This window comes from Pseudomonas sp. BN414 (assembly GCF_029871275.1).
Lineage (GTDB): Bacteria > Pseudomonadota > Gammaproteobacteria > Pseudomonadales > Pseudomonadaceae > Metapseudomonas > Metapseudomonas resinovorans_C.
On record NZ_SSOL01000066.1, the window covers coordinates 29,162 to 47,127 of the forward strand.

Below are 17,966 nucleotides of genomic sequence, written 5' to 3' on the forward strand. Positions count from 1 at the left end.
TATATTCGGCGCAGCATGGCCGCGAGCCCTGCTGCGCAATTCCGTGCAGATGAAAAAACAATCTGCGGGAAGCTTGCTTGGAGGGGAGAACTTTTGCGCAACGCCCGAGTCTATTTTGGCAAGCCGATCCACTGGCTGGCGCAACACCCCTTCGAGAACGACGAGGAGTGTTCATGCTAACCCAGGAAGAGGATCAGCAGCTGGTCGAACGGGTGCAGCGAGGCGACAAGCGGGCTTTCGATCTGCTGGTGTTGAAGTACCAGCACAAAATTCTCGGATTGATCGTGCGTTTCGTGCACGACGCCCAGGAAGCCCAGGACGTAGCCCAGGAAGCCTTTATCAAGGCTTACCGTGCGCTCGGAAACTTCCGCGGCGACAGTGCGTTTTATACGTGGCTGTACCGTATCGCCATCAATACGGCGAAGAACCATCTGGTGGCGCGTGGCAGACGCCCGCCAGATAGTGATGTAAGTGCTGAGGACGCCGAGTTTTATGACGGCGACCACGCCCTCAAGGATATCGAGTCACCGGAGCGAGCCCTGCTGCGTGACGAGATCGAGGCCACAGTGCACCGGAGCATCCAGCAACTGCCGGAAGATTTGCGCACGGCGTTGACCCTGCGCGAGTTCGACGGTCTGAGTTACGAAGACATTGCGAGCGTTATGCAGTGTCCGGTCGGTACTGTGCGATCCCGCATCTTCAGGGCGCGGGAAGCCATCGATAAAGCCTTGCAACCTCTGTTGCATGGAACCTGAGACAGCGGCGACAGCCAAGAGGGGAACCGCCATGAGTCGTGAAGCTATGCAGGAATCGCTGTCCGCGGTGATGGATAACGAGGCGGACGAACTGGAGCTGCGTCGAGTTCTCGCCGCCAGCGAAGATCAAGAGTTGCGGGCAACCTGGTCGCGTTACCAGATCGCCCGTGCCGTGATGCACAAGGAGCTGCTGGAGCCGCGCCTGGACATCGCCGCTGCTGTTTCGGCCGCACTGGCCGAGGAAGCCGCACCGCCGGTAGTCAAGGCCGTGCAGGGCCCTTGGCGCAGCCTGGGTCGCCTGGCTGTGGCCGCATCGGTCACCGTGGCTGTGCTGGCGGGTGTTCGCCTGTACAACCAGGACGAAGCCGCCGGCACCCAGCAACTGGCTCAGCAGCAAGCTGGCCAACCCGCCATGGTCATGCCGCAGGCCCAGCAGGGTGCCGTGCTGGCTGGCTATAGTGAGGAAGCCCAGCAAGTGCAGCAGCCCATCGGCGCGACCCAGTCGTCGTCCGGTTGGCATGAGAAGCGCTTGCCGGCTTACCTGCGGCAACATGCGCAGCAGGCGGCCATGAGCGGTAGCGACAGTGCTCTGCCATACGCCCGCGCTGCCAGTCTGGAGAGCCGCTGAGGAGGAACATGCGCGCACTACCGGTAATCATCTTGCTTGGCGGCTGGTTGGCTCAACCAGTCCTGGCCGCCGACGCTCAGGACTGGCTGCAGCGACTCGCTGACGCGGAGCTGCGCCAGAGTTTCCAGGGAACGTTCGTCTACGAACGAAATGGGAGTTTCTCCACTCACGAAGTCTGGCATCAGGTCCAGCAGGGTGGGGAAGTGCGCGAGCGTTTGTTACAGCTCGATGGGCCGGCGCAGGAAGTGGTGCGGGTCAATGGCCGCACCCAGTGCGTGGGTGGTTCCCTATCCGATCAATTGTCCGATGGCCAGGTCTGGCCTGCCCGGGCGCTCGATACCAAGCAGCTCTCCGAGTGGTACGACCTGCGCCTGGCCGGCGAGTCGCGAGTAGCCGGGCGACCGGCAACGGTGCTGACCCTGACCCCGCGTGACCAGCACCGCTACGGCTTCGAGCTGCATCTGGATCGCGATACCGGCCTGCCCCTCAAGTCGCTGTTGCTCGGTGACAAGGGGCAGCTCCTCGAACGCTTCCAGTTCACCCGCCTCGATACTGCCGGAACCCCGGCCGATTCCGATCTGCAGCCCAGCTCCACTTGCAAGGCCGTTCGGCTCACCGAGGCGCAAGGCGACAAACCTGTCCACTGGCGATCCGAATGGCTGCCTCCGGGCTTCAGCCTGTCCAGTGCCCAGGAGCGTCGTAGCCCAGTGTCATCCGATGCGGTGTCCAGCCTGCTCTACAGCGACGGACTGGCGCGCTTCTCGGTATTCCTCGAGCCGCTGCATGGCGCTGTCGTCGAAGATGCGCGCAGCCAGCTGGGGCCGACCGTGATGGTGTCCAAGCGGGTCAGTACGCCAGATGGCGACGTGATGGTGACGGTGGTCGGCGAGATCCCGCTGGGAACGGCCGAACGCGTCGCCCTGTCCATGCGGGCAGCGGAGGCCACTGCGACACAATGATCCCTGCTACAGGATCTGCATCCGAATTGCAGCGCGGGAGCCCAGGCTCCCGCCTTGTCTTTTTCACGATGTTCCACCGGGCCTGGGGCTGATGCTCCCGGCCCGTTTTGCTTTTGTTTTTCTGTTTTGCTCGCAGGGCCGGGCGGCCCGGTGAGTTCATACCACTCGTTATGCGACGGGAGCTGTATGTCGATGCTTAACCTCAAATCCTGTATGACCGCCGTGGCAGCCCTGCTGCTACTCGGTCAAACCCTCGTGGCCCGTGCCGAACTGCCGGACTTCACGCCTCTGGTTGAAGAGGCGTCCCCGGCAGTTGTCAACATCAGTACCCGGCAGAAGCTGCCCCAGCGTGGTACCGCTGGTGCCCCGGTGATGCCTGACCTGGAAGGCCTGCCGCCCATGCTGCGCGAGTTCTTCGAGCGCAACATGCCGCAAGTGCCGCGCAATCCCCAGGGCGGCCGCCAGCGCGAAGCACAGTCCCTTGGTTCCGGTTTCATCATTTCCAAGGACGGTTATGTCCTGACCAACAACCATGTGGTGGCCGATGCCGATGAGATCATCGTGCGCCTGTCCGACCGTAGTGAGCTGGAAGCCAAGCTCATCGGCGCCGATCCGCGTACCGACGTGGCACTGCTGAAGGTCGAAGGCAAGGATCTGCCGATCGTGAAGATCGGCAAGTCCGACGAGCTCAAGGTGGGAAGCTGGGTGCTGGCCATCGGTTCGCCCTTCGGTTTCGACCATTCGGTGACCGCCGGCATCGTCAGCGCCAAGGGTCGCAGCCTGCCGAACGAGAACTATGTGCCGTTCATCCAGACCGACGTGGCCATCAACCCGGGCAACTCCGGTGGCCCGCTGTTCAACCTGGACGGTGAAGTGGTCGGCATCAACTCGCAGATCTTCACGCGCTCCGGCGGCTTCATGGGCCTGTCCTTCGCCATCCCGATCGACGTCGCCATGAGCGTAGCCGATCAGCTCAAGTCCGAAGGCAAGGTCAGCCGCGGCTGGCTGGGAGTCGTGATCCAGGAAGTGAACAAGGACCTGGCCGAATCCTTCGGTCTGGACAAGCCGGCCGGTGCGCTGGTGGCCCAGGTCCAGGAAGGTGGTCCGGCAGCCAAGGGCGGCCTGCAGGTCGGTGACGTCATCCTGAGCATGAATGGCCAGCCGATCGTGGTTTCCGCTGATCTGCCGCACCTCGTGGGCAATCTCAAGCCCGGCAGCAAGATCCAGCTCGAAGTGGTGCGTGGCGGTAGCCGCAAGACCCTCGACATGGCCATCGGTGCGCTTCCGGAAGACGGCGACGAAATGGCCGCCGCGACCGGTGATGGCGTCGAACGCAGCAGCAATCGCCTGGGTGTGAGCGTGGTCGAGCTGACCGACGAGCAGAAAAAGTCCCTGGACATTCAGGGTGGCGTGGTCATCAAGGAAGTCCAGGATGGTCCGGCTGCCATGATGGGGCTGCGTCCGGGCGATGTGATCACTCACCTGAACAACCAGGCCATCACGTCTGCCAAAGCGTTCACCCAGGTCGCCAAGGACCTGCCGAAAAACCGTTCGGTGTCCATGCGTGTCCTGCGTCAGGGCCGCGCCAGCTTCATTACCTTCAAGCTGGCCGAGTAAAGCGGTTGCGGTACGAAAGGGCGGCCATTGGCCGCCCTTTTTCGTTCCTGCCTTCCGCCGCATGGGCGTGACGGGCAGGTCGCCGATCAGGTAAACTCCCCCGCTATTTTTCGGCGAGCAACCTGCTTGCGGCTTCTTTTGAGTGTTGACCTGTGAGTGACCTGAGTCATATCCGCAATTTCTCCATCATCGCCCACATCGACCATGGCAAGTCGACCCTGGCTGACCGCTTCATCCAGATGTGCGGCGGCCTGTCCGATCGCGAGATGGAGGCCCAGGTACTGGACTCCATGGACCTGGAACGCGAGCGCGGCATCACCATCAAGGCCCACAGCGTCACCCTGCACTACAAGGCTCAGAGTGGTAAGACCTACCAGCTGAACTTCATCGACACCCCCGGCCACGTGGACTTCACCTACGAAGTCAGCCGTTCCCTGGCAGCCTGCGAGGGCGCGCTGCTGGTGGTGGACGCCGGCCAGGGCGTTGAAGCCCAGTCCGTGGCCAACTGCTACACCGCCATCGAGCAGGGCCTGGAAGTCATGCCCGTGCTGAACAAGATGGACCTGCCCCAGGCCGAGCCGGAGCGGGTGAAGGAAGAAATCGAACACATCATCGGCATCGACGCTACCGACGCCGTCCCTTGCAGCGCCAAGAGCGGCATGGGCGTGATCGAGGTGCTGGAACGCCTGGTGGAAGTGATCCCGGCGCCGGAAGGCGAGGTCGACGCACCGCTGCAAGCCCTGATCATCGACTCCTGGTTCGACAACTACCTGGGCGTGGTCTCTCTGGTGCGCGTCAAACATGGTCGCGTGAAGAAGGGCGATAAGATCCTGGTGAAGTCCACCGGCAAGCTCCACCAGGTGGACAGCGTGGGCGTATTCACCCCGAAACACACCGAGATGCCGGATCTGAAGGCTGGCGAAGTAGGTTTCATCATCGCCGGCATCAAGGACATCCTGGGCGCGCCGGTAGGCGATACCCTGACCCTGTCCAACACCCCTGACGTAGACGTGCTGCCAGGCTTCCAGCGGATCAAGCCGCAGGTTTACGCCGGCCTGTTCCCGGTCAGCTCCGACGATTTCGAGGACTTCCGTGAAGCCCTGCAGAAGCTGACCCTGAACGACGCGGCCCTGCAGTACGAACCGGAAAGCTCCGAGGCCCTGGGCTTCGGTTTCCGTATCGGCTTCCTCGGCATGCTGCATATGGAGATCATCCAGGAGCGCCTGGAGCGCGAATACGACCTGGACCTGATCACCACCGCGCCGACCGTGGTCTTCGAGATCGTGCAGAAGAACGGCGAAACGATTTACGTCGACAACCCGTCCAAGCTGCCCGACCTCGCCTCCATCGCCGAAATGCGCGAGCCGATCGTTCGCGCCAACATCCTGGTTCCCCAGGAACACCTCGGCAACGTCATCACCCTGTGCATCGAGAAACGCGGCGTCCAGCGCGACATGCAGTTCCTCAGCTCGCAGGTCCAGGTCTGCTACGACCTGCCGATGAACGAGGTGGTGCTCGACTTCTTCGATCGCCTGAAGTCGGTAAGTCGTGGATATGCGTCGCTGGATTACAGCTTCGATCGCTTCGAACCGGCTAATCTGGTGAGGCTGGACGTGCTGATCAACGGCGAGAAAGTCGATGCACTGGCACTCATCGTGCACCGCGACCAGGCCCACTACAAAGGTCGTGCGTTGACCGAGAAGATGAAGGAATTGATCCCGCGTCAGATGTTCGACGTGGCGATCCAGGCGGCGATCGGTGGACAGATCGTTGCGCGTACTACCGTAAAAGCGCTCAGGAAGAACGTTCTGGCCAAGTGCTACGGCGGCGACGTCAGCCGTAAGAAAAAGCTGCTGGAGAAGCAGAAGGCCGGTAAGAAACGGATGAAGCAGGTCGGCAGCGTGGAAATCCCGCAGGAAGCCTTCCTCGCTGTGCTCAAAGTGGATAGCTAGGGTCTATGTCGATCAATTTCCCGCTGTTGTTGGTTATCGCCGTGGCAGTTTGCGGCGTCCTCGCTCTTGTCGACCTCGTTCTGCTGGCGCCGCGCCGGCGCTCTGCGATTGCCGCTTACGAAGGGCAGGTCACCGAGCCCGATCCGGACGTCGTCGACAGGCTGAACAAGGAACCGCTGCTGGTGGAGTACGGGAAGTCGTTCTTCCCGGTACTGGCCATCGTGCTGGTGCTGCGCTCCTTCCTGGTCGAACCGTTCCAGATCCCGTCCGGCTCGATGAAGCCGACGCTGGAAGTGGGCGATTTCATCCTGGTCAACAAGTTCGCCTATGGCATCCGCCTGCCGGTGCTGGATAACAAGGTGATCGAAGTGGGTGACCCGCAGCGCGGCGATGTCATGGTGTTCCGCTATCCCAGCGACCCGAACATCAACTACATCAAGCGTGTGATTGGCCTGCCGGGCGATCGCATTGCCTACAGCAGCGACAAGCACCTGACCATCAACGGTCAGCCGGTCGCCGAGAAGCTGCTGGGTGAAGAACCGGGCACTCTGGGAAGCGCCAATCTCTATGAAGAGAAACTGGGCGAGGCCGAGCACCTGATCCGCAAGGAAATGAAGCGCTACCGCATGGAGCCGGGTCGCGAGTGGGTGGTACCCCAGGGGCATTACTTCATGATGGGCGACAACCGGGACAACTCCAACGACAGCCGTTACTGGAACGACCCCCGCATTCCGAAGGACCTGCTCGGCATGGTTCCCGACCGGAATATCGTCGGCAAGGCCTTCGCCGTGTGGATGAGCTGGCCAGATCCGAAGATGCGCAACCTGCCAAACTTCTCCCGAGTAGGCCTGATTCACTGACAGGCCCCTCGTCATCGCGGTTTTGCGGCGTTGTTCATGACAGCGCCGCAGTCGCTATATAGTCTTGCTTGCGGGCCAACCGGCCTCCAATAAAAACAGACATTGAGGTCGATCATGACGTTCGCGCGTAAGCAGAAGGGTATGTCGGTTATGGGCTGGCTGCTGGTCCTGGCCTTAGTGGCTTTCCTGGCCAGCACCGCCTTCAAGGTCATCCCGCATTACCTGGATTTCTTCTCCCTTGAGAAGATAATCACTTCGGTGGAAACCGAGAAAGCCCTGGAAATCAGGACGATTCCCGACTTCTACAGCCATGTATCCAAGGGCATGCAGGTCAACGGCATCCGTGACCTGGACCTGGACAAGGCATTGAAGGTGACCCTGGAAAACAACGAGTTCCAGGCGCACCTGCAGTATGAAAAACGCGAACCCCTGGTCGAGAACCTCGATCTGGTGGTGCGCTTCGACAAAGAATTCCGTGTGCGAGCCCAGTGAGCGTATCCCTCAGTCGTCTCGAGCGTAAGCTCGGCTATACCTTCAAGGACCAGAGTCTGATGACTCTGGCCCTGACCCACCGCAGTTTTGCGGGGCGCAACAACGAGCGCCTCGAATTCCTCGGCGATGCCATCCTCAATTTCGTCGCCGGCGAGGCGTTGTTCGAACGCTTCCCGCAGGCCCGCGAGGGCCAGTTGTCGCGCTTGCGCGCACGGTTGGTGAAGGGTGAGACCCTGGCGCTACTGGCTCGTGGCTTCGAACTGGGCGAGTACCTGCGCCTGGGGTCGGGCGAGCTGAAGAGCGGCGGTTTCCGCCGTGAGTCGATTCTCGCCGATGCACTGGAAGCGCTGATCGGCGCCATCTACCTGGATTCCGGCATGGAGGCCGCGCGCGAGCGCGTCCTCGCCTGGCTGACCAATGAACTGGAAGGCCTGACCCTGGTGGATACCAACAAGGATCCCAAGACCCGTCTGCAGGAATTCCTGCAATCGCGGGCCTGCGAACTGCCACGCTATGAAGTGGTGGATATCCAGGGTGAACCGCACTGCCGAACCTTTTTCGTCGAGTGCCAGGTCACCCTGCTGAATGACAAGACCCAGGGCCAGGGCGCCAGCCGCCGTATCGCTGAACAGGTGGCCGCGGCCGCCGCCCTGGTCGCCCTTGGTGTGGAGAATGGCAATGACTGATATCGATACCCCCCGCTGCGGCTATGTCGCCATCGTCGGCCGCCCCAATGTGGGCAAGTCCACGCTGCTCAACCACATCCTCGGACAGAAGCTGGCGATCACCTCGCGCAAGCCGCAGACCACCCGCCACAACATGCTGGGGATCAAGACCGAGGGCAACGTCCAGGCGATCTACGTCGACACCCCAGGCCTGCACAAGAAGAGCGACAAGGCACTGAACCGCTACATGAACCGCAGCGCCTCGGCGGCGTTGAAGGACGTGGACGTGGTTGTCTTCGTCGTTGACCGTGACCGCTGGACCGAAGAGGACCAGCTGGTGCTGGAGCGTGTGCAGTATGTGCAGGGCCCGGTTCTGCTCGCGGTGAACAAGACCGACCGCATGGACGAGAAGGGCGACCTGATCCCGCACTTGTCCTGGCTCCAGGAACAGCTGCCGAACGCCGAGCTGGTGCCGATCTCCGCTCTGCAAGGCCATAATCTGGATACCCTGGAGCGCCTGGTTGCCGAGCGTCTGCCGGAAGGGGATCACTTCTTCCCGGAAGACCAGATCACCGATCGCAGCAGCCGCTTCCTTGCCGCTGAGCTCGTCCGCGAGAAGATCATGCGCCAGCTGGGTGCCGAGCTGCCCTACCAGATCACCGTGGAAATCGAAGAGTTCAAGCAGGAAGGCCATGTGCTGCACATCCACGCCCTGATCCTGGTTGAGCGCGATGGTCAGAAGAAGATCATCATCGGCGACGGTGGCGAGCGCATCAAACGCATCGGCCAGGACGCCCGCAAGGACATGGAAACCATGTTCGACTCCAAGGTCATGCTCAACCTCTGGGTGAAAGTGAAGGGCGGCTGGTCCGACGACGAGCGTGCCCTGCGTTCCCTGGGCTACAACGACCTCTGAGCCTCTCCATGATCAGCGCGGCGCTACCGGCGTTCGTCCTGCACAGCAGGGCCTATCGGGAAAGCAGCGCGCTGGTCGACTTCTTCACGCCTGAAGGCCGCCTGCGCGCGGTAATGCGCGGTGCTCGCGGCAAGGCCGGTACCCTGGCGCGGCCATTCCTGCCACTGGAAGCCGAGTTCCGTGGCCGCGGCGAGCTGAAGAACGTCGGCCGGCTGGAGAGTGCCGGCATTCCCAACCTGCTGGCTGGCGAGGCGCTGTTCAGCGGCCTCTACCTCAATGAACTGCTGATCCGCCTGCTGCCGGCCGAAGACCCGCAACCGGCGCTGTTCGAGCATTACGCCGTCACCGTCCAGGCCCTGGCCGCCAACCGTCCGCTGGAGCCCCTCCTGCGCGCATTCGAATGGCGCCTGCTGGACGAGCTGGGCTATGGTTTCGCCCTGGATTCGGACCTCGCCGGGCAACCCATCGCACCCGACGGCATCTACCGCTTGCTGCCGGATGCCGGACTGGAGCCGGTGGCGCAGCTGCAACCCGGCCTGTTCCAGGGCCGCGAACTCCTCGCGCTGGCCGAAGCCGACTGGAGCGCCCCCGGCGCCCTCGGAGCGGCCAAGCGCCTGATGCGCCAGGCCCTGGCACCTCACCTGGGCGGCCGGCCACTGGTCAGCCGCGAGCTATTCATGACGATCAAGGAACCTCCCCGTGACTGAAGCCAACCGCGTACTTCTCGGCGTCAACATCGACCACGTCGCCACCCTTCGCCAAGCCCGCGGCACTCGCTACCCGGACCCGGTCAAGGCAGCGCTGGACGCCGAAGAGGCAGGCGCCGACGGTATCACCGTGCATCTGCGTGAAGACCGCCGTCACATCCAGGAGCGGGATGTGCGCCTGCTCAAGGAGGTTCTGCAGACCCGCATGAACTTCGAGATGGGCGTGACCGAGGAAATGATGGTCTTCGCCGAGGAAATTCGTCCCGAGCATGTCTGCCTGGTGCCGGAAACGCGCCAGGAGCTGACCACCGAGGGTGGTCTCGACGTTGCTGGTCAGGAGGCTCGCATCAAGGCCGCCGTGGAGCGCCTGGCCAAGGTGGGCAGTGAAGTGTCGCTGTTCATCGACGCCGATCCGCAGCAGATCGAGGCGGCGCACCGCGTTGGCGCCCCTGCTATCGAACTGCATACCGGCCGCTACGCCGATGCCCACAATCCGGAAGAAGCCGCTCACGAACTGCAGCGTATACAGGAAGGCGTGGCGCTGGGCCTTCGCCTCGGCCTGATCGTCAACGCCGGTCACGGCCTGCACTACCACAACGTCGAGCCGGTTGCGGCGATCCCGGGGATCAACGAACTCAACATCGGCCACGCGCTGGTGGCCCACGCGCTGTTCGTTGGTTTCAAGCAGGCGGTGGTAGAGATGAAGCAACTGATCGTTGCGGCGGCCCCCAAGCGCTGATAGGTGCGGCTTTGTAGTCCGCTCAGCGAATGAATTCGCCCCCACAGGGAGTTGGTTCCCTGTGGGGGCGATTTCAATCGCGAAGGGCTGCGCAGCGGCTCCGTAGGTTGGCGCCGAGGAACGAGGCCCAACGATGTGCGGGGTGACATTGCTGCGTTGGGTTTCGCGGGCTCTACCCAACCTACGAAAAGCAGGCCGTGCCCCCATAAGCAGCGATCGTCAGGGTTTGCGGGCGATCAGCACGGCGCGAGCCGGTGCCGGCAGGCCCTCGATGGTGCGGCTGTGGTCGGCGGGGTCGAGGAATTCGGGCAGCGACTGGTATCGCATCCACTCCGTGCTGCGTTGCTCGTCGACACTGGTGTAGCTGACATCCACGCAGCGGACATCCACATAACCCGCGCGGCGCAGCCACAGCTCCAGTGCCGGGACCGAAGGCAGGAACCAGACATTGCGCATCTGCGCGTAGCGGTCCTCGGGCACCAGTACTTGCTGGGCGTCGCCTTCCACCACCAGAGTTTCCAGCACCAGCTCGCCATTCCGGCGCAGGCAGTCCTTGAGGTCGAAGAGGTGGTCGATGGGCGAGCGACGATGGTAGAGCACGCCCATGGAGAACACGGTGTCGAAACCTTCCAGCTTCGCTGGCAAGTCTTCCAGCGCCAGCGGCAGGTGCCAGGCCGGGAGGTCCGGGAGGAAGCGCTTCATGGCCAGGAACTGGCAAAAGAACAACCAGTTCGGATCGATACCCACCACGCTATCCGCGCCGGCACCCAGCATGCGCCACTGGTAGTAACCATTGCCGCAACCGACATCCAGCACGCGGCGACCGCGCAGGTCGAGATGAGGCGCTACCCGTGACCACTTCCAGTCCGAACGCCACTCGGTGTCGACGTGCACGCCGAACAGTTCGAACGGTCCCTTGCGCCACGGGATGAGTCCCTGCAGTGCAGACTTCAATGCGGCGCGGGTCGATTCGTCACAGGGGGCGTCGAGCAGGAAGCGCTGGGCCAGTTCCACCTGTTGCGGTTGCAGGTCCGGGAGTGCATTGACCGCCGCGCCCCAGCGCTCCAGGTCGCCGTGGCCAACCGCCATCTTTGCGTCGAGTTGTGCGGGCAGGTCGGCCGCCCAATCCTGCAGGGGAGTGCCTGCCAGCTTTTGCTGCAGGGCATCAAGGTCCAGCGTACGAATCATGGTAGGGCGATCAGTGAGGCGAAATTGAGGCACTGGAACCAGGGCACGACCTTGGAGAAACCGGCGGCCAACAGGCGCTCGCGGTGTTCTTCCAGGCTGTCCGGGTGCATGACGTTTTCCAGCGCGCTGCGCTTCTGGGCGATTTCCAGCTCGCTGTAACCATTGGCGCGCTTGAAGGCGATATGCAGTTCGGTGAGCAGTTGGTGCTCCTCGGCATCTTCGAAGCGCAGCTTTTCGGAGAGGATCAGCGCACCGCCAGGCAGCAGCGCCTTATGGATGCGGGAGAGGAGTTCGACACGGTGCTCTCGGGGAACGAATTGCAGGGTGAAGTTCATCGCCACCAGCGAGCAGGGCTGGAATTCCAGGGCGAGGATATCGGCTTCGATCACCTCGACCGGCAACAACTCCTGGAACATGGCGTCCTGGGCGTGCAGGTATTCGCGGCAGCGTTCCACCATGGCGCTGGAGTTATCCACAGCGATGACCTTGCAACCGTCGGTCTTCACATGGCGACGCAGTGCCTGGGTCACCGCGCCAAGGGAACTGCCCAGGTCGTAGAGCGGGGTACCGGGCTGGGCGAACTGCGCGGCCAGCACGCCGATGTTCTCGACGATGGTGGGATAACCCGGTACCGAGCGCTTGATCATGTCCGGGAAGACCCGGACCACGTCCTCGTTAAAGGCGAAGTCGGCGACTTGGGTCTGGGGATTGGCGTAGATGCGATCGGGACGTTCGGTCACGGGCCGGTACCAGCAATGGAAAAGGCCGGCATTCTAACGGACTGCGCGGCGCGGCCAAACCACCCTCACTTCAGCTGATCGGAAAAGAACTCGCCCGCGCCCTGCAGGGGGCCCAGCGGATTGCGTTTGACTTCATGCCGGCGGATGTTCGGCTCGCCGTTACTCACCTTGTGCACCACCACGTCATCCACCAGCACGAACACGGCGCGGAAGACCCAGCCCTGCAACTCCCGGTTCTTGCGGAAGTTGAACACGTCGGCCCAGAAGTTGCCGACCCGCTGGGTATCCGTCTTGGTGAACTCGAAGGCGTAGCCGATGCAGCGATCCTTGGCCTCCAGGCATTTCATCAAGCCTTCAGGCAGGTAGTCGATGGGCACGTTGGGCTGGACGAACATGAGACGCACATCGATAAAGGAAAGCATCTTGCCATTGCCCTGGATCAGCGGGTCGAAGCCCAGGGAAAACAGCTCGGGGCGCGTCGTCTTTCCCGGCACAGCCTGCGAATAGCGGATCTCCGCATCGGTGTAGTCCCTGAATGGCGACAGAACTTCGGCTCGCTCGCTGGGCAGCAGGCTACCGCAGCCTGCGAGAAGAACTGCACAGCAAAGCAGGCTCCACAGTCGTACCAGGCTCCCCATCACACGCTCCATTTTCGAGTGTCCGCCTAATTGCTATAGCCGATTTCCCGAGAGGGTGCCGGTGGATTTTTCGAGGAGGGTACTGCGGTCGAAAATGCCACTACCGAGGCCGCGATGCCGAACTGGCCCAACCAGTAGCTGAGAATGATGAAGTAGCTCGCGCCGTCGAATGGCGAGACGAAACGGTTGATGCCGATGAGGCTGTCGGAGAGCACGAACAGCGCTGCGCCACCTGTCGCCAGCATCGCCGACCTGCGTTCGACGCCCGCGCTGAGCCGGGCCAGTGCGCGCCAGAGCATCGCGCTGATAGCCAGCGCATAGCAGGCCACCGGTAACAGCAGCGTGCCCAGTCCGCCAGAGGCGAGCAGGGCGAAGATGCTGCCTCCGCAGCCTACCGCCACCAGCAGGGCAAGCGGCGCCAGTCGGGTGCTTTGCTGCAGGTAGGCGCGCAGGTAGGCGAGGTGGGCGAGCAGGAAGGCTCCGAGGCCGAAGACGAACAGATCGGCCGGCCATTCCAGCAGCATGTCGCCGAGCAGGGACAGGAGCAGGCCTATCGTGATCCAGCGGCGATACGGCCCGGAAGGCGCACGACGCAGCCAGAGCAACAGGGCGATGATGGGGACGGGTTTACTGACCAGGCACAGCCAGTCCAGTTCAAGTGTGATGCCGGTGAGAAAAGACAGCACACCGGCCAGGCCGAAGATCAAGGTTCCCATGAATGCTCCCGCAAATCTGTCAGAGCAGCACTATGGGAACCCGTCACGGCGCTCGCCAGGCGGCGGACGCCATTGGTGCAGTCATTTGGCGCTATTTGACGCTGATCTGGCAGTCGAAGGATTCGGCCGGCGCCACATCGGTCTCCCAGGGGCGCTGGTAATCCAGGTGCAGGCGGCCCTCGCCGGGCTGGTTGGCCTTGAAGCGCCAAGTGGATTGGCCCGCGCTTCCCACCAGGCCCGCGTCTTCGGGGGTCGAATAGACCTCCGGGCCGAGGCTCTGCAGCACATTGGCGGCGGCGTCACGAACGACCCAGCGGAAGCCGGTGGTGGGATTGCTGGGCAGGGTCAGCACCAGTGGCTGGCCCTGGCTAAGGGATAGCGGGCAGTCGTCCTGCTGGTCCTGAAGCACCACGGGGCCGGTCTTCTGCTGGGCGCAGGCGCCGAGCAGGATGAATCCCAGGGGCAGCAGCAGGCGAGGGGAGGGAACGAGGGACATCGGCGGCTCCGTCGGTCAAGGGCGGGGCTCAGCATAACGGCTGACTCCGACCTTGCGTAGGTTCCGAAGGGGAAATCTCATCTCAAGCGAGGCTGTGGGAGCGATTTCAATCGCGAATGATTTCGCTCCCGCCCGCCGGACGCGCAGGCTCAGGCGAACAGCACCTTCGCCACATCGCCGAAGCGGCGCGCGAAGTGCACCGTCAAGCCTTCCTTGAGGTAATCCGGCAGTTCCTCGAAGGCGCCGCGGTTGGCTTCCGGCAGGATCAGCTCGAAGATTTTCTGCCGGCGGGCGGCAATGACCTTCTCGCGGACTCCGCCGATGGGCAGAACCTGGCCGGTGAGTGTCAACTCGCCGGTCATGGCTACGCCTTTCTTCGGCGTCTGGTTGCGTGCCAGGGACAACAGGGCGCTGGCCATGGTGATGCCGGCGCTGGGGCCATCCTTGGGCGTCGCGCCCTCCGGCACGTGTAGGTGGACGAACGCCTGGTCGAAGAACGTCGGGTCGCCGCCATAGCGTTTCAAGTTGGAGCTGATGTAGCTGTAGGCGATCTCGGCCGATTCCTTCATGACTTCGCCCAACTGGCCGGTGAGCTTGAAGCCCCGGTTCAGGGTATGGATACGCGTCGCTTCGATGGGCAGGGTGGCACCGCCCAGGCTGGTCCAGGCCAGTCCGGTGATCACGCCGATACCCGCCAGCACCTGTTCCCGTCGGAACGGCGGCAGGCCGAGGAAGTTCTCCAGGTCCTTCTGTCCGACCTTGATCTTTGCCTCGGGCTCCTCCAGCAGGCGTACCACGGACTTGCGGATGATCTTGCCCAGCTGTTTCTCCAGCTGGCGAACGCCCGCTTCCCGCGCATAACCATCGATCACCGAGGTGAGGGCGCCGTCGGTGATGGACAGGCGGTCCTTCGGCACGCCGGTACGTTCCAGCAGGCGCGGCCAGAGGTGACGCTTGGCGATGGCGTGCTTCTCTTCGGTGATGTAGCCGGAGAGGCGAATGGTTTCCATGCGGTCCAGCAGCGGGCCGGGGATGGAATCCAGGGTGTTGGCGGTGCAGACGAACAGCACCTTGGACAGGTCCAGGCGCAGGTCCAGGTAATGGTCGAGGAATTCGACGTTCTGTTCCGGGTCGAGTGTTTCCAGCAGGGCCGAAGCCGGGTCGCCCTGGTAGCTGGCGCCGAGCTTGTCGATCTCGTCGAGCATGATGACCGGGTTCATCACCTCCACTTCCTTCAGGGCTTGCACCAGCTTGCCGGGCAAGGCCCCGATGTAGGTGCGACGGTGGCCCTTGATTTCGGCCTCGTCGCGCATGCCGCCGACGCTGAAGCGGTAGAACGGGCGGCCCAGGGATTCGGCGATGGACTTGCCGATGCTGGTCTTGCCCACGCCGGGCGGGCCCACCAGCAGCACGATGGAACCGGATATTTCGCCCTTGAAGGCACCCACCGCGAGAAACTCGAGGATGCGGTTCTTCACGTCGTCGAGCCCGGCGTGGTGCTTGTCCAGCACCTGGCGGGCACGTTTGAGATCGAGCTTGTCCGCCCCGTACACGCCCCAGGGCACGGACGTGGCCCAGTCCAGGTAATTGCGGGTCACCGCGTATTCCGGCGATCCGGTTTCCAGGATCGACAGCTTGTTCAACTCGTCGTCGATGCGCTTCTTCGCCTGCTCCGGCAGCACCTTGCCTTCCAGGCGCTGGGTGAACTGCTCGCTGTCGGCACTGCGGTCATCCTTGGTGATGCCCAGCTCCTGCTGGATCAGCTTGAGCTGCTCCTTGAGGAAGAACTCGCGCTGGTGCTGGCCGATCTTGCGGTTCACCTCGGCGGACAGCTCGCTTTGCAGCCGCGCCATTTCCACTTCCTTGCGCAGCAGCGGCAGCACCTTCTCCATGCGCTTGAGGATCGGCACCGTGTCCAGCACCTCCTGCAGCTCATGGGCGGGGGCGGTGGTCAATGCGGCGGCGAAGTCGGTCAGCGGCGACGGGTCATTCGGGCTGAAGCGGTTGAGGTAGTTCTTCAGTTCTTCGCTGTACAACGGGTTGAGCGGCAACAGCTCCTTGATCGCATTGATCAGCGCCATGCCGTAGGCCTTCACCTCGTCTCTAGGGTCTTGCGGGCTCTGTGGATAATCCACTTCCACCAGGAAGGGAGGGCGATGGCGCTTGAGCCAGCCGCGAATGCGTACGCGCGACAAGCCCTGGGCCACGAACTGCAGTTTGCCGCCCTCGCGGCTGGCGTGGTGCACGCGCACCAGGGTGCCGTGTTCCGGCAGGGTGTTGGGATCGAAATGGCGCGGGTCTTCCGGCGGGTTCTCCATGAAGAACAGCGCCAGGCAGTGATGCTCCGTCTTGGCCACCAGCTCGAGGGTTTCCCCCCAGGGTTCCTCGTTGACGATCACCGGCAGCACCTGCGCCGGGAAGAACGGGCGGTTGTGGATCGGAATGATGTAGACCTTGTCCGGCAGGGTCTGGCCAGGCAGTACCAAGCCTGTCCGCTGGCTGGAAGTGGCTTCTTCGACGATGTCGGCGTTGATGTCCTGATCGCTCATGGGGGCACCTGGCAATTGGCTTACCCAGGCTATGTGGGGCAATGCGATGGCCTTTTCAACCGCCCGGTGTCACGGCCTTCTGCCGTGCGGCGCTGTGCAACCCCGGTTGCGCCGGCTAGAATGCGCAAATTTTGATCAAGCCCCCCATGCTCGAAGCCCGCCTCCTGCGCCTGGACGATCAGGCCCATCACCACGCCCACGGCCATCACCAACTGGTGATGTCCCTTGCCGGCCGCGCCGAGTTCGAGGTGGATGGCCGCGGCGGCGAGGTCTGTCGGATGCGCGCGTGCCTGGTGCCGGGCGATGCCGGGCACGAATTCGCGGGCGTGGGCGAGAACCGCATGCTGATCCTCGATCTGGACGGGCACGGCACGTCGGCCGAGGACCTGGAGCTGCTGGGTCGACTCTTCGAGACACCGCGTTATCCGGAACTGGATGCGGACTTCCAGAACCTCCTGAGCTATGCCGGCGCGGAGCTGGCGCGCTATGGCAGCGACCCGCTGCTGGCCAGATCCCTGGGTGGACTGCTGTTGCGCGCCCTGTATCTGCGCCTGTTCGGGGATGAGCAGCGTCGCCCGGCGGGCAGCCTCGATATCGAGCGTCTGGATGGCTATATCCAGGGCAATCTGTCGCGGCGGATCAGCGTGGCCGAGCTGGCCCAGGTAGCCTGCCTGAGCCCGAGTCACTTCCATGCCCAGTTCAAGGACCACCTGGGCCTGACGCCTCACCAGTACCTGCTGAAAACCCGCCTCGATCGCGCCGCCCGTCTGTTGCGCGAGAGCGAACAACCCCTGGTGCGGATCGCCGAGGAATGCGGCTTCTCCAGCCAGAGCGCGTTGACCACTGCCATGCGGCGCTATCTGGGGCTCACGCCCAAGCGACTGCGCAGCGCCAGGTAGTTCCTTCCTGCCCCCATCGATCTGTTTTCTGCCCTGGGTAACTGCCGGAGTTGCAACCTTTTCAAAGGTTCTTCTTTCGGGTTGTACCTGTTGGGCAACCTGGCGTTGGCTGTGGAAATGGCGAAATTTGCCGGAATGTCGATTTCATGGGCTTGCAGGCGGGTTGCACCTTTTGGCGGAAAGTTCCCTGAATCAGAGGATTCGGCAAAGAAACCAGAGAATCGTAAAAGAAAGGCGCAGTGCCATATCTCTAAATTCCGCACTCGCCTTCCGGGGCCCAAATGGGAATCGTTCTTGCGAGCCCTGATGGATGTACTAGACCGAGCAATAGCGCGGTTCGCAGGTGCGCCGGGAGCGTTACGGATTCGTGCGATGGGCCAGGTCCACCAGGGCTGGTCCGTCGTCGCATTGGTGGGGCCGGACGCCCTGTGACCATTGCCCGATCGGGAT

General features: G+C 62.9%; 18 protein-coding genes. 12 read left to right on the forward strand and 6 right to left on the reverse strand.

From position 1 onward, the window contains the following. The first annotated feature begins 173 nt into the window (after positions 1-173). The 11 genes from rpoE (at position 174) to pdxJ (ending at position 10,290) form a co-directional block, all read left to right on the forward strand. Positions 174-755, forward strand: coding sequence for an RNA polymerase sigma factor RpoE (rpoE, locus tag E8E95_RS14535; RefSeq protein WP_077527424.1), 582 nt, complete (start codon positions 174-176; stop codon positions 753-755). Positions 756-786: 31 nt separating this feature from the next. After that, positions 787-1,383: an RseA family anti-sigma factor gene (locus E8E95_RS14540; RefSeq protein ID WP_280351248.1), complete on the forward strand. Its 597-nt coding sequence runs from the start codon at positions 787-789 to the stop codon at positions 1,381-1,383. 8 nt (positions 1,384-1,391) lie between these two features. Then, on the forward strand, positions 1,392-2,342 hold the full coding sequence (locus E8E95_RS14545; protein WP_280351250.1) for a MucB/RseB C-terminal domain-containing protein: 951 nt from the start codon (positions 1,392-1,394) through the stop codon (positions 2,340-2,342). Positions 2,343-2,534: 192 nt separating this feature from the next. Continuing rightward, complete coding sequence (locus E8E95_RS14550) at positions 2,535-3,959, forward strand: DegQ family serine endoprotease (protein WP_280351252.1); 1,425 nt, start codon at positions 2,535-2,537, stop codon at positions 3,957-3,959. A 152-nt stretch (positions 3,960-4,111) separates the two neighbouring features. Continuing rightward, positions 4,112-5,911 carry a translation elongation factor 4 gene (gene lepA / locus E8E95_RS14555; protein WP_280351254.1) on the forward strand — a complete coding sequence of 600 codons (1,800 nt, stop codon included), beginning with the start codon at positions 4,112-4,114 and terminating at the stop codon, positions 5,909-5,911. Between the two features lie 5 nt (positions 5,912-5,916). Further along, positions 5,917-6,771 carry a signal peptidase I gene (gene lepB / locus E8E95_RS14560; RefSeq protein ID WP_280351256.1) on the forward strand — a complete coding sequence of 285 codons (855 nt, stop codon included), beginning with the start codon at positions 5,917-5,919 and terminating at the stop codon, positions 6,769-6,771. Positions 6,772-6,885: 114 nt separating this feature from the next. Then, a complete protein-coding gene (locus tag E8E95_RS14565; protein ID WP_280351258.1) occupies positions 6,886-7,263 on the forward strand; it encodes a DUF4845 domain-containing protein in 378 nt (125 codons plus the stop codon). Further along, complete coding sequence (gene rnc, locus E8E95_RS14570) at positions 7,260-7,949, forward strand: ribonuclease III (RefSeq protein WP_077527417.1); 690 nt, start codon at positions 7,260-7,262, stop codon at positions 7,947-7,949. Before E8E95_RS14565 ends, rnc begins: the two co-directional genes overlap by 4 nt. After that, on the forward strand, positions 7,942-8,844 hold the full coding sequence (gene era, locus E8E95_RS14575) for a GTPase Era (RefSeq protein WP_179060976.1): 903 nt from the start codon (positions 7,942-7,944) through the stop codon (positions 8,842-8,844). Before rnc ends, era begins: the two co-directional genes overlap by 8 nt. An 8-nt stretch (positions 8,845-8,852) precedes the next feature. Beyond that, on the forward strand, positions 8,853-9,551 hold the full coding sequence (gene recO / locus E8E95_RS14580; RefSeq protein ID WP_280351262.1) for a DNA repair protein RecO: 699 nt from the start codon (positions 8,853-8,855) through the stop codon (positions 9,549-9,551). Beyond that, positions 9,544-10,290, forward strand: a complete 747-nt coding sequence (gene pdxJ, locus E8E95_RS14585) for a pyridoxine 5'-phosphate synthase (RefSeq protein ID WP_280351264.1) — start codon at positions 9,544-9,546, stop codon at positions 10,288-10,290. The genes recO and pdxJ overlap by 8 nt, the downstream gene beginning before the upstream one ends. Before the next feature lie 219 nt (positions 10,291-10,509). Here pdxJ and cmoB read toward each other — a convergent pair whose 3' ends face one another. The 6 genes from cmoB to lon all read right to left on the reverse strand — a co-directional run bounded on the left by cmoB (position 10,510) and on the right by lon (position 16,617). After that, entirely contained in the window at positions 10,510-11,478 is a 969-nt protein-coding gene (gene cmoB, locus E8E95_RS14590; protein ID WP_280351266.1) for a tRNA 5-methoxyuridine(34)/uridine 5-oxyacetic acid(34) synthase CmoB, read from the reverse strand. Beyond that, positions 11,475-12,218 (reverse strand): carboxy-S-adenosyl-L-methionine synthase CmoA, encoded by a 744-nt coding sequence (cmoA, locus tag E8E95_RS14595; RefSeq protein ID WP_280351268.1) that lies wholly within the window; start codon positions 12,216-12,218, stop codon positions 11,475-11,477. The genes cmoB and cmoA overlap by 4 nt, the downstream gene beginning before the upstream one ends. Positions 12,219-12,283: 65 nt before the next feature. After that, positions 12,284-12,856 (reverse strand): hypothetical protein, encoded by a 573-nt coding sequence (locus E8E95_RS14600; protein WP_179060971.1) that lies wholly within the window; start codon positions 12,854-12,856, stop codon positions 12,284-12,286. A 26-nt stretch (positions 12,857-12,882) separates the two neighbouring features. Beyond that, positions 12,883-13,572 carry a lysoplasmalogenase gene (locus E8E95_RS14605; RefSeq protein ID WP_280351271.1) on the reverse strand — a complete coding sequence of 230 codons (690 nt, stop codon included), beginning with the start codon at positions 13,570-13,572 and terminating at the stop codon, positions 12,883-12,885. A 91-nt stretch (positions 13,573-13,663) separates the two neighbouring features. Then, positions 13,664-14,068 carry a protease inhibitor I42 family protein gene (locus E8E95_RS14610; protein WP_280351273.1) on the reverse strand — a complete coding sequence of 135 codons (405 nt, stop codon included), beginning with the start codon at positions 14,066-14,068 and terminating at the stop codon, positions 13,664-13,666. 149 nt (positions 14,069-14,217) lie between these two features. Then, positions 14,218-16,617: an endopeptidase La gene (lon, locus tag E8E95_RS14615; RefSeq protein WP_280351276.1), complete on the reverse strand. Its 2,400-nt coding sequence runs from the start codon at positions 16,615-16,617 to the stop codon at positions 14,218-14,220. 146 nt (positions 16,618-16,763) lie between these two features. Here lon and E8E95_RS14620 point away from each other — a divergent pair, with 146 nt between their 5' ends. Beyond that, positions 16,764-17,516: an AraC family transcriptional regulator gene (locus E8E95_RS14620; RefSeq protein ID WP_280351278.1), complete on the forward strand. Its 753-nt coding sequence runs from the start codon at positions 16,764-16,766 to the stop codon at positions 17,514-17,516. Positions 17,517-17,966 lie beyond the last annotated feature (450 nt).

What these genes read in the sequence shown, in the direction of transcription:
- era (WP_179060976.1), top strand. Translation starts at nt 7,942, where the DNA reads ATGACTGATATCGATACCCCCCGCTGCGGCTATGTCGCCATCGTCGGC.
- E8E95_RS14600 (WP_179060971.1), bottom strand. Translation starts at nt 12,856, where the DNA reads ATGGGGAGCCTGGTACGACTGTGGAGCCTGCTTTGCTGTGCAGTTCTT.
- lepB (WP_280351256.1), top strand. Translation starts at nt 5,917, where the DNA reads ATGTCGATCAATTTCCCGCTGTTGTTGGTTATCGCCGTGGCAGTTTGC.
- rpoE (WP_077527424.1), top strand. Translation starts at nt 174, where the DNA reads ATGCTAACCCAGGAAGAGGATCAGCAGCTGGTCGAACGGGTGCAGCGA.
- E8E95_RS14610 (WP_280351273.1), bottom strand. Translation starts at nt 14,068, where the DNA reads ATGTCCCTCGTTCCCTCCCCTCGCCTGCTGCTGCCCCTGGGATTCATC.
- E8E95_RS14540 (WP_280351248.1), top strand. Translation starts at nt 787, where the DNA reads ATGAGTCGTGAAGCTATGCAGGAATCGCTGTCCGCGGTGATGGATAAC.
- recO (WP_280351262.1), top strand. Translation starts at nt 8,853, where the DNA reads ATGATCAGCGCGGCGCTACCGGCGTTCGTCCTGCACAGCAGGGCCTAT.
- E8E95_RS14550 (WP_280351252.1), top strand. Translation starts at nt 2,535, where the DNA reads ATGCTTAACCTCAAATCCTGTATGACCGCCGTGGCAGCCCTGCTGCTA.
- E8E95_RS14620 (WP_280351278.1), top strand. Translation starts at nt 16,764, where the DNA reads ATGCTCGAAGCCCGCCTCCTGCGCCTGGACGATCAGGCCCATCACCAC.
- E8E95_RS14565 (WP_280351258.1), top strand. Translation starts at nt 6,886, where the DNA reads ATGACGTTCGCGCGTAAGCAGAAGGGTATGTCGGTTATGGGCTGGCTG.
- lon (WP_280351276.1), bottom strand. Translation starts at nt 16,617, where the DNA reads ATGAGCGATCAGGACATCAACGCCGACATCGTCGAAGAAGCCACTTCC.
- E8E95_RS14605 (WP_280351271.1), bottom strand. Translation starts at nt 13,572, where the DNA reads ATGGGAACCTTGATCTTCGGCCTGGCCGGTGTGCTGTCTTTTCTCACC.
- E8E95_RS14545 (WP_280351250.1), top strand. Translation starts at nt 1,392, where the DNA reads ATGCGCGCACTACCGGTAATCATCTTGCTTGGCGGCTGGTTGGCTCAA.
- cmoB (WP_280351266.1), bottom strand. Translation starts at nt 11,478, where the DNA reads ATGATTCGTACGCTGGACCTTGATGCCCTGCAGCAAAAGCTGGCAGGC.